At 64.4% G+C, this 12,505-nt stretch carries 14 protein-coding genes; 8 read left to right on the forward strand and 6 right to left on the reverse strand.

What is annotated here, in order from left to right:
* The first annotated feature begins 47 nt into the window (after positions 1 to 47).
* Positions 48 to 671, forward strand: a complete 624-nt coding sequence (locus tag ACEVBK_RS00980; protein ID WP_375056782.1) for a response regulator — start codon at positions 48 to 50, stop codon at positions 669 to 671.
* Between the two features lie 64 nt (positions 672 to 735).
* Here the strand turns inward: ACEVBK_RS00980 and ACEVBK_RS00985 are convergent, their stop codons facing one another.
* The 4 genes from ACEVBK_RS00985 to ACEVBK_RS01000 all read right to left on the reverse strand — a co-directional run bounded on the left by ACEVBK_RS00985 (position 736) and on the right by ACEVBK_RS01000 (position 3,131).
* Complete coding sequence (locus ACEVBK_RS00985) at positions 736 to 1,125, reverse strand: VOC family protein (protein ID WP_375056783.1); 390 nt, start codon at positions 1,123 to 1,125, stop codon at positions 736 to 738.
* Between the two features lie 66 nt (positions 1,126 to 1,191).
* Complete coding sequence (locus ACEVBK_RS00990; protein ID WP_375056784.1) at positions 1,192 to 1,785, reverse strand: NADPH-dependent FMN reductase; 594 nt, start codon at positions 1,783 to 1,785, stop codon at positions 1,192 to 1,194.
* Between the two features lie 106 nt (positions 1,786 to 1,891).
* On the reverse strand, positions 1,892 to 2,683 hold the full coding sequence (locus tag ACEVBK_RS00995) for a universal stress protein (RefSeq protein ID WP_375056785.1): 792 nt from the start codon (positions 2,681 to 2,683) through the stop codon (positions 1,892 to 1,894).
* Between the two features lie 106 nt (positions 2,684 to 2,789).
* A complete protein-coding gene (locus ACEVBK_RS01000; protein WP_375056786.1) occupies positions 2,790 to 3,131 on the reverse strand; it encodes a hypothetical protein in 342 nt (113 codons plus the stop codon).
* 464 nt (positions 3,132 to 3,595) lie between these two features.
* Between ACEVBK_RS01000 and ACEVBK_RS01005 the strand changes: the two genes are divergently transcribed.
* The 6 genes from ACEVBK_RS01005 (at position 3,596) to cyoE (ending at position 9,037) form a co-directional block, all read left to right on the forward strand.
* On the forward strand, positions 3,596 to 4,000 hold the full coding sequence (locus tag ACEVBK_RS01005; RefSeq protein WP_375056787.1) for a hypothetical protein: 405 nt from the start codon (positions 3,596 to 3,598) through the stop codon (positions 3,998 to 4,000).
* A 194-nt stretch (positions 4,001 to 4,194) separates the two neighbouring features.
* On the forward strand, positions 4,195 to 5,094 hold the full coding sequence (gene cyoA / locus ACEVBK_RS01010; protein ID WP_375056788.1) for a ubiquinol oxidase subunit II: 900 nt from the start codon (positions 4,195 to 4,197) through the stop codon (positions 5,092 to 5,094).
* A 7-nt stretch (positions 5,095 to 5,101) separates the two neighbouring features.
* Positions 5,102 to 7,090, forward strand: coding sequence for a cytochrome o ubiquinol oxidase subunit I (gene cyoB, locus ACEVBK_RS01015; protein WP_375058493.1), 1,989 nt, complete (start codon positions 5,102 to 5,104; stop codon positions 7,088 to 7,090).
* Positions 7,090 to 7,704, forward strand: coding sequence for a cytochrome o ubiquinol oxidase subunit III (gene cyoC, locus ACEVBK_RS01020; protein WP_375056789.1), 615 nt, complete (start codon positions 7,090 to 7,092; stop codon positions 7,702 to 7,704). Before cyoB ends, cyoC begins: the two co-directional genes overlap by 1 nt.
* Positions 7,701 to 8,018: a cytochrome o ubiquinol oxidase subunit IV gene (gene cyoD, locus ACEVBK_RS01025; protein WP_375056790.1), complete on the forward strand. Its 318-nt coding sequence runs from the start codon at positions 7,701 to 7,703 to the stop codon at positions 8,016 to 8,018. The genes cyoC and cyoD overlap by 4 nt, the downstream gene beginning before the upstream one ends.
* A gap of 137 nt (positions 8,019 to 8,155) precedes the next feature.
* Entirely contained in the window at positions 8,156 to 9,037 is an 882-nt protein-coding gene (cyoE, locus tag ACEVBK_RS01030) for a heme o synthase (RefSeq protein WP_375056791.1), read from the forward strand.
* Between the two features lie 8 nt (positions 9,038 to 9,045).
* On the opposite strand, the gene ACEVBK_RS01035 is transcribed toward cyoE, so the two are convergent.
* Together ACEVBK_RS01035 and ACEVBK_RS01040 are read right to left on the reverse strand one after the other, a co-directional pair.
* Positions 9,046 to 9,939, reverse strand: coding sequence for a ribose-phosphate diphosphokinase (locus tag ACEVBK_RS01035; RefSeq protein WP_375056792.1), 894 nt, complete (start codon positions 9,937 to 9,939; stop codon positions 9,046 to 9,048).
* Positions 9,936 to 11,444, reverse strand: a complete 1,509-nt coding sequence (locus tag ACEVBK_RS01040) for a thymidine phosphorylase family protein (RefSeq protein ID WP_375056793.1) — start codon at positions 11,442 to 11,444, stop codon at positions 9,936 to 9,938. Before ACEVBK_RS01040 ends, ACEVBK_RS01035 begins: the two co-directional genes overlap by 4 nt.
* A 145-nt stretch (positions 11,445 to 11,589) precedes the next feature.
* Here ACEVBK_RS01040 and ACEVBK_RS01045 point away from each other — a divergent pair, with 145 nt between their 5' ends.
* Entirely contained in the window at positions 11,590 to 12,324 is a 735-nt protein-coding gene (locus ACEVBK_RS01045) for an endonuclease/exonuclease/phosphatase family protein (RefSeq protein WP_375056794.1), read from the forward strand.
* Positions 12,325 to 12,505: the final 181 nt, after the last annotated feature.

Genomic DNA, 12,505 nt, shown 5'->3' on the forward strand with positions numbered 1-12,505 from the left:
CTCAAGGGCGCATGCTTTCGTGTGTCTTACAGGATGGAACCATTCCCATGCCCAATATCCTTATCGTCGACGACCATCCGGTGATCCGCCTGGCGGTGCGCCAGCAGCTCGAGCATTGCGGCTATCAGGTCGTTGCCGAAGCGGGCAGCGGCACCGAGGCCATACAGCAGGCGCGCGCTCATGCCGTCGACCTGGTGATCCTCGATATTTCGCTGCCGAAGCTCGATGGCCTCGAGGTGATTGGGCGCCTGCGGGCCCAGGGGGGCGGGGCGAAAGTCATCGTCTTCACCGCCCAGTCGGGGCAGCATGTGGTGGCGCGTTGCATGCGTGCGGGCGCCATGGGCTTCGTCAGCAAGGACAATGAACTCGACACGCTGGGCAATGCCGCCCGGATGGTGCTGGCCGGATACAGTTTCTTTCCTTATGTGGAAGGAGCCACCTTGGAGTCGGTAACCGCGGGGGAAGAGCATGCCCTGATTGAGCGGTTGACGGATCGCGAGATGACGGTGCTGCGGCAACTGGCGCTCGGTAAAAGCAACAAGCAGATCGCCGAGGCGATGCTGATCAGCAACAAGACCGTCAGTACCTACAAGACGCGGGTCATGCAGAAGCTGAGCGCGGACTCGCTGGTGGAACTGGTCGAGTTCGCCAAGCGCCACCACATCGTTTGATGACGGGGTGGCCCTTGGTTCCTGTTCATGCGGCCCGTCGGCGTGAACAGGTTCAAGACAACGGTCACTGCATGGAGTGCAGGCCAATCATATTGCCCTCGGTGTCCTCCACCAGGGCGATAAAGCCGTGGGGGCCGATGGAGAATTTTTCACGCACCAGGCGTCCGCCGTTGGCCGCCGCCCGGGCGGCCTCCACGGCGCAGTCGTTGCAGCCGAAATACACCAGGGTACTGTTGCCCCCGGGGGCGCAGCCCTCCATCCGCGCCAGGGTGCCGCAGGCGCCGGCCCCTTCGGGCTGGCCCGGAAAGGCCCACATCTCCAGGTTGGTGCCGTCGTCGACGGTGGGGTCGGCCAGCGGCTCCAGCCGTACCGCCAGCATGGCTTCGTAAAAGGCCCTGGCCCGGGGCATGTCCGCCACATAGATTTCGAACCAGACTACCGGATTCATGTTCATTACCCTGCTCCTCGTTATGGTCAAGGCATTAACTATAGCCGGGTTTGGCCGGAGCGTTGGCCGGGCTCAGCCTCCTTCCGCCCGGCCGCGCAATATGGCCTCGAGGCTGAGTTTGGGGCAGACCGCATCGTTGATGTAGTCGATCAGGTTACGCGCCGCCCGGCGGATGAATTTTTCCGTGCCGGCATCGAGACAACGGCCCTCGGCGTCGAACACCTGCTGCACATTGGCTACCGACACCGCCAGGGGCAGCGGTACCGCGCCGATGTGGGCGCAGATGGCGCGCAACTGCTCGGTGGACTTGATGGCGCCGATGGTGCCCGCCGCCACCCCCAGCAGGGACACGGGTTTGCCGGCCAGCTTGCTGGGAAAGCCCAGGTTGTCGATAGCCAGCTTCATGGGGCTGCTGACGCCGCCGTGGTATTCCGGCGAAGCCAGCAGCACGCCGGTGGCCGATGCCACCCTGTCCTGGAAGCGGGCGATGGCGTCCGGGTTGTTCGCCGGCAATCCCGGCAGGGGCAGGTCCAGGTCGTCCAGCCGGAGGGGGATCAGTTCCACTCCGGGCAGCTTCATGAATTCGTTATGAACCAGCTCCAGGGCCATGGCGGTGTAGTTGCCGGGGCGTACGCTCCCGCAGATGGTGACTATCCTGATGGACATGGGCACTTCCTCCTGTTGATGAAGCGACCGGATCTCTCCGGCCAGGTCGGATACGAGTATAGAAAGGGGAAGGGCCGGGCGCCTGTCCGGCGGCCCGGCCATGGGTTCAGGAGGGTACCAGCAGCACCGGATTGGTGGCGTGCCGGCAGATGCCCTCGGCGGTGCTGCCGAGGGGCAGCTCGGCGATGGGGTTGGTGCCCCGCTTGCCGAGCACGATCAGGGGGGTGTTGACGTCGTTGGCGGCTTCGCAGATTTCCTCTACCGGATCGCCGACCACGGTGCGAACCTCCAGGTTCGGATTGTTCGCCGCGACGCTTTCACCGGCCTGCACTTCCTCGAAGGCCACCTGATGCTCGGGATTGCGGACTATCATCACCATGCCCTTGCGGTCGGCACCCAGCAGCTCGGTGAAGCAGGTGCGGGCCCTGGCCGAGGCCGGCGAGTTGTCCGTGGCCAGCAGCAGGGGGGCACTGTCTTCTATTGCCCCCAGATCGGAGGGCACTATCAGCAGCGGCAGCTTGCTCATGCGCGCCAGGTTCAGTGCCACGTTGCCCATAAAGAACTCCCGGCTGCGGGAATGGCTGCGGTTGGCCACCACGATCAGATCGGCCTCTTTCTTTTTGGCGGTATCAAGGATGGAAGGCACCGCAAAACCGGACACGAAATGGCCATGCACGGCTATGCCCAGCTCGCGGCTCAGGTCTGCCACAACCTGCTCCAGGTGGAGCTGGCGGTTGGTGCGGCCGGTAGTGTCCTTGTGGGAACGACGGTGGGGTTCATCCGCATGCACCAGGGTCAACTCCCGAATACCGAACAGGGTCATCATATGCTTCAACCGGGCCTGCACCCGATCCCAGCCCGCCGAAAAATCAATACCTGCAACGCAATGCCTGAACATAAGAGCGTCTCCTGACTGTAGGCCCAACCTGACATGAACTGTCACCTCACTCAAGAATAGCCCAGAGCCCGGGGCCCTGCCCCGACTCCCGGCCAGGGGGCAATATCTATTCGAGTCGGCTTGCCCGGCGAATATGCAGCAGTTCGACTCGCGGGCCCACCATGCCGGCGGACAGGCCATCATCCCGCAGCCGGGCCAGGGCCTCTATCGCCAGGCCGTCCTGCTCGAAGGCGGGCGGCAGGTTAAGGGGATGATAGTGGATACCGCGAACATCGCGAATGACATAGAGACCGCCTTCCAGATTGAGGTAGCGAATGGTGCCGCGGATATGTATTCCGGGGTCGCCGGGAGCCAGCTCCAGCCAGCGGGGGATATTGGCATGAACGGTGGTGGCCAGCACCAGGCATAGCAGTAGGGCGTGCCAGCGATGGCAATAACGGCATGACATACAAGGCTCCTGTCGGGCGCCCCGTCGCCTCGCTCAACGGCAGGAGCACCGGATACAACTCATGGATGCCGACCCGTGCATGGCGTCCGGTCACGGGCGGCATCGACTGGCTCACTGCCAGGGTGCCATATGATTCTTAAGCCCGCCGGCAAGGTTGACGTTGAGCGGCGAGCTCCTTGCTAACTATAGTCAGCCTGCCCGGAGTTCAGGGCTCGGTGATTGCCCCGAGGATGACGGTGGCGGATGTGGTTCGTCCATGCGCGATCAACCTGCCGCACCAGCGCTTACCGGGCCGAGACAGGAATACCAGCGGATATCGGTACTTTGAGCCGAGTCCCGGCCTTGCCCGGGTCCGGCGGTTGTACGGCTGTATACTTTTTGATACTCTCCGGGACCTCGGTGATTGAGAACGGTTGTCTTTCCTCTTTCACCGGCATTCTAGAGCCCCGGCCGGACCAGACCCATTGAACCAGAGCTGCAACATCACCCTTGCTGAAAAATGGCGTTTGCCCGCGCCCTTGCCCCGCGCCGGTATGGCGGGTGTCGGTGGTGTCTGCCTGTTCACCCTGCTGGGGACGATCGCGGAATGGCTGTTCTCCTGGTTCGGCTTCTTTGGCCAGGCGGCGGAATACCTGCTGGTGCTCGGCGACAGCCTGTCGCTGCTGTCGCTGGCGGAACTGGGCGGCGCCGCCCTGCTGCTGCTGGCGCCCCTGCTGGTGCAGCAATGCCTGCTGCTCCTCAACCTGCTTACCGATCCCCTGTCGGGGATTGCCGTCGAGCATCCCCGGTCCTGGCCGGATGCGCCCGCCTTGGGCGGCCTGCCGCAGCGGGCCCACGGCTGCCGCGCTCCTCCTTCCCCTCAGCCATGATCCGCTGACCACCCGGCCATTCACACGGCGCGGCCTGCCGTTTCTCCCGGCACCCGCCCGGTGAAGGGCGCCCGTGCCTCCATGCCGATGTCGGTCGGATCATGCTCATAAGTTCCTGTTGATAAAACAGTTGTGTTGTCGCCGTCCGTTCGGGCGGCGCGCTTATGACCTTATGGATAAGGGGGAGGTCCCTTTTGTTAATTCGCAGCCTTGTTAACCTGGCTCTGTCGGTGTCGGCCGCCGCTACACTGGCCGGCTGCCAGGGTGGCGTGCTTGATCCCAAAGGACAAGTCGGCATCGACGAAAAATACCTGATCATCGTTGCCACCATCCTGATGCTGCTGGTGGTGCTGCCGGTGATCGCCATGACGATTTACTTCGCCTGGAAATACCGCGATGGCCGCGACCATGAAATCTACCTGCCGAAGTGGTCGCATTCCAAGAAGATAGAAACCGTGGTCTGGGTGGTGCCCATAGTGATCATCCTGGTGCTGGGCACCATCACCTGGCGTTCCACCCATGCCCTCGATCCCTACAAGCCACTGGACAGCGACCAGCCGCACCTGACGGTGGAGGTGGTGTCGCTCAACTGGAAGTGGCTGTTCATCTACCCGGAGCAGGGCATCGCCTCGGTCAACGAACTGGTGTTCCCCGCCAATGTGCCGGTGGAGTTCAAGATCACCTCGGACACCACCATGAACTCCTTCTTCATCCCCCAACTGGGCAGCCAGATCTACTCGATGGCGGGCATGGAGACCAAGTTGCACCTGATCGCCAACGAAGCCGGCACTTTCGACGGTATTTCCGCCAACTATAGCGGAGAGGGCTTCAGCGGCATGAAGTTCAAGGCCATCGCCACCCCGAGCTGCGCAGGGTTCGACGATTGGGTGGCACAGGTGCGCGGCAGCGCCGGCGGCCTCGACCTGGCGGCCTACCGGCGGCTGGCCGAGCCCAGCGAACACCATCCGGTGGAGCATTACGGCCGGGTCGATACCGGCCTGTTCCACCACATAGTGATGCAGTACATGAAGGATCACCATATCACGGGTGCATCCGGTCATACCGCCCAACACCACGGGGAGGCAGGAGAATAAGATGTCGTTGCTTGGAAAACTCACCCTGGAGGCCGTGCCCTATCACGAGCCCATCATCATGGCGACCCTGGCGGTGGTTGGCCTGGCCGGCCTGGCCCTGGTCGCCCTGCTCACCAAACACCGCCAGTGGGGCCCGCTCTGGCGCGACTGGATCACCTCGGTCGACCACAAGCGCTTAGGGATCATGTACATAGTGCTGGCCTTCATCATGCTGATCCGCGGTTTCGCCGATGCCCTGATGATGCGAGCCCAGCTGGCGATGGCCACCGGCGGCGCCGAGGGCTACCTGCCGCCGGAGCATTACGACCAGATCTTCACCGCCCACGGTGTCATCATGATCATCTTCATGGCCATGCCCTTTATGATCGGTCTGATGAACATAGTGCTGCCGCTGCAAATCGGCGCCCGCGACGTGGCCTTTCCCTTCCTCAACAACCTGAGTTTCTGGCTGGCGGCCTCGGGCGCCATACTGGTAAACCTGTCGCTGGGGGTGGGGGAATTCGCCAAGACCGGCTGGGTGGCCTATCCACCCCTGTCGGAGCTGGATTTCAGCCCCGGTGTGGGGGTGGACTACTACATCTGGGCGCTGCAGATATCGGGCATCGGTACCCTGCTCACCGGGGTCAACTTCCTGGTAACGGTGTTCCGCATGCGGGCGCCGGGCATGACGCTGATGCAGATGCCGATCTTCACCTGGACCTGCACCTGGGCCAATATCCTGATCGTCGCCTCCTTCCCCATCCTCACCGCGGTGCTGGGCATGCTGACCCTGGACCGCTACCTGGATTTCCACTTCTTCACCAACGACGGCGGCGGCAACGCCATGATGTACATCAACCTGTTCTGGGCCTGGGGTCACCCCGAGGTGTACATACTGGTGCTGCCCGCCTTCGGCATCTTCTCGGAAGTGATTTCCACCTTCACCGGCAAGCGGCTGTTTGGCTACAGCTCCATGGTGTGGGCCAGCGGCGCCATTTCGGTACTGGGCTTCATCGTCTGGCTGCACCACTTCTTCACCATGGGCTCCAGCGCCAACGTCAACGCCTTCTTCGGGGTGATGACCATGATCATCGCCGTGCCCACCGGGGCCAAGCTGTTCAACTGGCTGTTCACCATGTACCGGGGCCGGCTGCGCATCACGGTGCCGGTGCTGTGGACCCTCGGCTTTATGGTGACCTTCGCCATCGGCGGCATGACCGGGGTGCTGCTGGCATTGCCGGGCGCGGACTTCGTGCTGCACAACAGCCTGTTCCTGATCGCCCATTTCCACAACACCATTATCGGCGGCGCCGTGTTCGGCTACCTGGCCGGCTTTGCCTACTGGTTCCCCAAGGCCATGGGGTTTCGCCTCGATGAACGGCTGGGCAAGGCCGCCTTCTGGTGCTGGCAAATCGGCTTCTACGTGGCCTTTATGCCGCTCTATGTGCTCGGCTTCCTGGGCATGACCCGGCGCCTCAACCACACCGACAATCCGCTGTGGACACCCTGGCTGTACCTGGCCGCGGTGGGCGCGCTGATCATTCTGGCGGGCATAGTGCTGCAGTTCGTCCAGCTCTACGTCAGTTTCCGCGACCGGGAGCAGAACCGGGACAGCACCGGCGATCCCTGGAACGGCCATACCCTGGAGTGGTCCACGTCTTCGCCGCCGCCCTTCTACAACTTTGCCGAGTTGCCGCGGGTAACGGACATCGACGCCTTCACCGAAATGAAGGAGCAGGGTACCGCCTACCGGGCGCCGGCCTCCTACAAACCCATCCACATGCCGCGTAACACCGCCGCCGGGGTGATCATCGGGCTGGCGCTGACCGTCGCCGGCTTTGCCGCCACCTGGCACATCTGGTGGCTGGTGCTGGCCGGCCTGGGGCTCGGCCTGGCCACCCTGCTGTGGCGTTGCTATGACCCGGACACCGACTACCATGTGCAGCCCGACGAGATCGCCCGCATCGAACGGGACCACCTGCAACGTGTATGCGAACAACTGGAGGAGGCCGCCTGATGGCTACCCTGTCCCTGAACTCCGCCCACCACGGGCATGATGAAGAACACCACGACGGTGGCCGCACCACCCTGTTCGGCTTCTGGCTCTACCTGATGACCGACTGCCTGCTGTTCGCCTCGGTGTTCGCCACCTACGCGGTGCTGTACCAGAATACCGCCGGCGGGCCTTCGGCCCGGGAACTGTTCGACCTTCACTTCGTGCTGGTGGAAACCGGCCTGCTGCTGGTGAGCAGCATCACCTACGGCTTTGCCATGCTGGCCGCCCATGGCGACCGCCGCCGGGCCACCCTGGGCTGGCTGGCGGTGACCTTCCTGCTGGGGGCGGGTTTTATCGCCATGGAGCTGTACGAGTTCCATCACCTGATCGCCGGCGGCAACGGCCCCCAGCGCAGCGCCTTTCTCAGCGCCTTCTTCACCCTGGTGGGCCTGCACGGACTGCACGTGTTCGCCGGCCTGGTGTGGATGCTGGTACTGATGGTGGAAGTGGCCAGGCGCGGCACCGCCGGCCGGACCCTGACCCGGCTGGGCTGCCTCAGCCTGTTCTGGCACTTCCTCGACGTGGTGTGGATTTGTGTGTTTACCGTGGTTTATCTGATGGGGGTGATGGCATGAGCCAGCAGCATGATGCCGGACACGGCAGCGTGAAGTCCTACCTGAGCGGTTTTGTGTGGTCGGTGATCCTGACCGCCATTCCGTTCTGGGCGGTGATGACGGAGTCGCTGAGCATGGGCGCCACCCTGGCGGTGGTGGTCGGGCTGGCGGTGGTGCAATTGGTGGTGCACCTCAAGTATTTCCTGCACCTCGACTTTTCCCCGGGGGGGCGCGACAACACCGTGGCCTTCCTGTTCACCGTCCTGGTCATCGTCATGGTGGTGGGGCTGTCGGTGTGGATCATCCTCAGTGCCAACGCCATGATGATGTATTGAATATTCCGGAAATATAAGGGGCCACCGGTTGGCCCTTTGGCCGACTGATACGGTCATGACAACGACTTTGTCATCAAGCTGAGGGCCGCCGGCCGGCCCCTTTCCGCAAAACGGGAGTTTATCCCGAAGGATTTTTTATGATTCAGCCTTATTTCAAGGTGACCAAGCCGGGCATCATCATGGGCAACCTTATCTCGGTCGCGGGCGGCTTCTTCCTCGCCGCCCGCGGCGACATAGACTGGCTCCTGCTGCTGACGACGGTGACGGGCCTGTCCCTGGTGGTGGCCTCGGGCTGCGCCATCAACAACTGCATCGACCGGGATATCGACGCCCGCATGCGGCGCACCCGCCATCGGGTTACGGTCACCGGCGAACTCTCCCCGGCCGCGGCCCTGACCCTGGGGATTACCCTGGGGCTGCTGGGCTTTGCCATGCTGGCGCTGTTCACCAATGCCGTGGCGGTGCTGTTCGCCGCCCTCGGCTACGGGGTCTATGTGGGGCTATACAGCCTCTGGCTGAAACGCCGTTCGGTATACGGCACCCTGGTGGGCAGCCTGTCCGGCGCCGTGCCGCCGGTGGTGGGCTACTGCGCGGTGAGCGGCGGCTTCGACCCGGGCGCGGCCATACTGCTGCTGATGTTCAGCCTGTGGCAGATGCCCCACTCCTACGCCATCGCCATCTTCCGCTACCAGGACTACGCCGCCGCCGGCATACCGGTGTTGCCGGTGGCGGAAGGCATCGCCAAGGCCAAGCGGCATATAGTGCGCTACATCGCCGTGTTCTGCCTGGTGACGGCACTGCTGCCGCTCGGCGGCTACACCGGCCTGACCTTTATGGCGGTGGCCTGCGCCACCAGCCTGTGGTGGCTGCTGATGGCGCTGCGCGGCTACGGCAGGGGGGTGGAGGTGAACGGCTGGGCGCGGCAGGTGTTCCTGCTGTCGATCATCACCATCACCGCCATCAGCGTCACCATGGCGCTGGACTTCCGGGAGCCGGTACTGCTGGCGCTGGCCCGCTGAGCCCGGGCTCAGCCCGCCGCCAGCCATTGCCGGATGGGCTCCAGCAGCAGGGGGCTGAGATCGAGGATATTGGACGGGTGGGGGATGCTGTTGCTGGTGAGCAGCCGGCGCAGCCCGGCCCGGGTCAGTTTGTCTTCTATGCGGTCGGCAAACAGGCCGTGAATGGCGGCGCAGTCCACCCGCACCATTCCCTGGCGGCGCAGGGCCTGCAGGCAGCTCAGCACGGTCTGGCCGCTGGAGATCACGTCGTCCACGATCAGGGCGGTATGGCCGCGGTAAGCACTCAGCTCCGGCAGGCTCACGTTCACCTCCCGGTCGCCCTTGCGCACCTTTTCGCCCACCACATGGGGCTGGCCGCTGTCGGCGGCCAGCCGTGCCACCCACTGTTCGCTTTCCGCGTCCGGCCCCACCAGCAGCACCGGCTCTTGCCAGCCGCGCAGCCAGTTCGCCAGCAGCGGCGTCGCGTGCACCACCATGCTTGGCACCGCGTAGATCTCGTCCAGGCGGTGGATGCGGTGCAGGTGCGGATCCACGGTGACCAGCCAGTCGATACGGGGGGAGAGCAGGCGGGCGAAGCTGTGGGAACTGAGCGCTTCGCCGGGGCGGAAGCGGGCGTCCTGGCGCAGATAACACAGGTAGGGGGCCACCAGCCCGACCCGGGTGGCGCCGAGCTCCCTCAGGGTATCGCACAGAAAGCAGAGGGGCAGGAACTTGTCGTCGGGGCGGGAAAACTCCGCCAGCACCAGGCAGGAACGGCCGGCCACCTCGCTCAGCAGGCGCAGGTAGCTTTCGCCGTCCGGGAAACGGCGCCGCGCCAGTTGGCCCGGCTCGGCGCCCAGGCCCTGGCACAGGGGCGCGAACAGCGGGTGGGTTTCCGCCAGGGAAAACAGCAGCGGTGTCATGGCGCCTCTCCAATCATAAAGAGATCATGGTTGTTGGCGTAGTAATCCGCCGCGTAGTCCAACTCGCCCTGGCTGTCGGCGTAGAGGGTGAGTAGCGGCTGGCCCCGGGCCAGGGCCTGGCCCAGCTTGGCGTGCAGGCGCAGACCGGCGGCGGGTGAAGTGGGGGCCCCGGCCAGCTTGGCCAGCCGGGCCAGGCGGCGGTTGTCCATGGCCAGCAGGGTACCGCTGTGGCCGGCACCCAGCTCCAGCCGGTAGGCCGCCTGGGGAATGGCCTTGAGCCCGCCCTGGGCGGTGCAGATACGTTGAAACTGGGCCCAGGCCTGGCCGGAGTTCAGAATTTCCCGGGCCTGACCGGCGGTGGTGGCCAGATCCGCCTGGCCGGCCATGTTTAGCAGGTGGGACGCGAGGAACAACGACCGCTCGCGCAGGTCGGCGGGCGCTTCCGGCGCGTTGTTGAGCACCGCGAGAATGTCCTGGGCCTCCTGGGCCGGACCTATGCCGTAGCCGATGGCCTCTTCCCCCCTGGTGATCAGGCAACGGATCTCGAGCCCCAGCGCCTTGCCCACGGTGTCGAACAGGCTGGCCATCTGCCGGGCCTGGTGCTGGCTGCGCACCTTGGCGGTAGGGCCCACCGGAATGTCGATAAGGGCATGGGTGGAGCCAGCGGCCAGCTTCTTGGACAGCACCGAGGCCACCATCTGGCCCGCACCGTCGATGTCCAGCACGTGCTCGATACGGATCAGCATGTCGTCGGCCGGGCTCAGGTTGACGGCGCCGCCCCAGGCCAGGCAGGCATTCACCTTGCGCACCGTGGCCTGGAGCTGGGCCAGGCTGAGGCGCACCGTGGTGAGCACTTCCATGGTGTCGGCGGTGCCGGAGGGGGAGGTGATGGCGCGGGACGAGGTCTTGGGCATCACCAGCCCGGCCGCGCTGGCGATGGCCACCACTATGGGAGTGGTGCGGTTGCCGGGCACGCCGCCGATGCAGTGTTTATCCACCAGTTGCAGCTTGGCGGGCCAGCTCAGGCGCTTGCCGCTGGCCACCATGGCCTGGGTCAGGGCGATCACTTCGTCGCTGTTGAGCCGGTCGACGCAGGCGGTAATAAAGCTGGCGATCTGCATGTCGGAATAGCGGTGGGCACTGATGTCCTGGATGATGTCGGCGATTTCCTTTGGCGACAGGAGGTTGCCGTAGATCTTCTTGCGCACCGCGCTCATGGAATGCAGCACCGGGGCATGGCTCAGGGTGACCGACTCGCCGCCCGTAAGCCCCAGGCGCTGCCAGGCGATACGCGAAAAACCCACCTGCCCGGGGGGGAGTACCGCCTCGGTGACCACGTTGAGGGTGGCGATGATGGCCTGTTCCCCCCGGTTGACCTGGATACGGGTGTTGGCATTGAAACCTTCGGCGCGGCACACCTTGCTGTCGGCCCGCAGGAACACCACCGGCTCCTGGTGGGTGTCTATGCCCATTTCGACGGCGGCTAATGCATGAGGTTCGGACACGGAAAGCACCTTTTGCTGGGCTGCCCGGGGCGGGCAAATGGCGATGACTACCTACAAGCCTAGCGTGGCCCCGCAGGTTGTGCCCGGGGGTGGGGGAGAATGCTAAGATGAAGATCGGATTTCGGCAACCGCAGGACAACCCCCTATGCTCCGCCCCCGTATTACGCCCCATCAGCTCGGCCATCAGCACCAGCCGCTGGCCCGGGAGGACCTGGGGGTATTGTGTTGGAACACCCAGAAACTGACCCTGAACCCCGAGTTCCGGCTGTGTCTGGCGGGGTTGATGCAACGCTTTCCCACCAGCCTGCTGCTGCTGCAGGAGGCCAAGCTGGCGTTGCACAGCCGGTTGCAGCTGGAGGGGTGGTCCTACGCGGTGTCGCCCAACATCCAGACCCCGGCGCACCTGTTCGGGGTACTGACCGCCGGCCAGTGCGCCTTCGACGAAGTCACCGCCCTGCTCAGCCGCACCCGGGAGCTGAGTTTCGCCACCCACAAGAGCCTGATCCTCACCCGTCATCCCCTGGCCGGGGGCGAGCAGCTGCTGGTGGTGAATATCCATGCCATCAATTTCGTATACCACGGCCTGTTCCACCTGGAGATGGAACAGCTCAAGCGGGAACTGCTGGACCACCGGGGGCCGCTGATCGTGGCCGGGGATTTCAACGTATGGAGCCGACGGCGCCGCCACTACCTGGCCGAGTTTTGCCGGGCCACGGGCCTGCAGCAGGCGGTGATGGAGGACCCGCACCATATCAAGCACTATTTCCGCCAGCCCCTGGACTTTATCTTCTACCGGGATCTGATCCTGCACTCGGCCACCGCCATCAACACCGACATAGTCTCCGACCATAATCCTATCTACGCCCGCTTCTCGGTGTGAGGGATCCAAACGAAGTCATTCCCGCGAAGGCGGGCACCCAGGGCGGACGGGGCTGATCCGAACAGGTGTTACTGCGCGGATGCCCCATGGACCCCCGCCTTCGCGGGGGTGACGGTTGGTATTGCGGGGGTGACGGTGGGTATCGCGGGGTGACGGCCTTGCCATGACCTGGTGGGGTGGT

Source organism: Zobellella sp. DQSA1, from assembly GCF_041950555.1.
Lineage (GTDB): Bacteria > Pseudomonadota > Gammaproteobacteria > Enterobacterales > Aeromonadaceae > Oceanimonas.

What these genes read in the sequence shown, in the direction of transcription:
- ACEVBK_RS01045 (WP_375056794.1), top strand. Translation starts at nt 11,590, where the DNA reads ATGCTCCGCCCCCGTATTACGCCCCATCAGCTCGGCCATCAGCACCAG.
- ACEVBK_RS00980 (WP_375056782.1), top strand. Translation starts at nt 48, where the DNA reads ATGCCCAATATCCTTATCGTCGACGACCATCCGGTGATCCGCCTGGCG.
- ACEVBK_RS00995 (WP_375056785.1), bottom strand. Translation starts at nt 2,683, where the DNA reads ATGTTCAGGCATTGCGTTGCAGGTATTGATTTTTCGGCGGGCTGGGAT.
- ACEVBK_RS00990 (WP_375056784.1), bottom strand. Translation starts at nt 1,785, where the DNA reads ATGTCCATCAGGATAGTCACCATCTGCGGGAGCGTACGCCCCGGCAAC.
- cyoC (WP_375056789.1), top strand. Translation starts at nt 7,090, where the DNA reads ATGGCTACCCTGTCCCTGAACTCCGCCCACCACGGGCATGATGAAGAA.
- ACEVBK_RS00985 (WP_375056783.1), bottom strand. Translation starts at nt 1,125, where the DNA reads ATGAACATGAATCCGGTAGTCTGGTTCGAAATCTATGTGGCGGACATG.
- ACEVBK_RS01000 (WP_375056786.1), bottom strand. Translation starts at nt 3,131, where the DNA reads ATGTCATGCCGTTATTGCCATCGCTGGCACGCCCTACTGCTATGCCTG.
- cyoE (WP_375056791.1), top strand. Translation starts at nt 8,156, where the DNA reads ATGATTCAGCCTTATTTCAAGGTGACCAAGCCGGGCATCATCATGGGC.
- ACEVBK_RS01035 (WP_375056792.1), bottom strand. Translation starts at nt 9,939, where the DNA reads ATGACACCGCTGCTGTTTTCCCTGGCGGAAACCCACCCGCTGTTCGCG.
- cyoD (WP_375056790.1), top strand. Translation starts at nt 7,701, where the DNA reads ATGAGCCAGCAGCATGATGCCGGACACGGCAGCGTGAAGTCCTACCTG.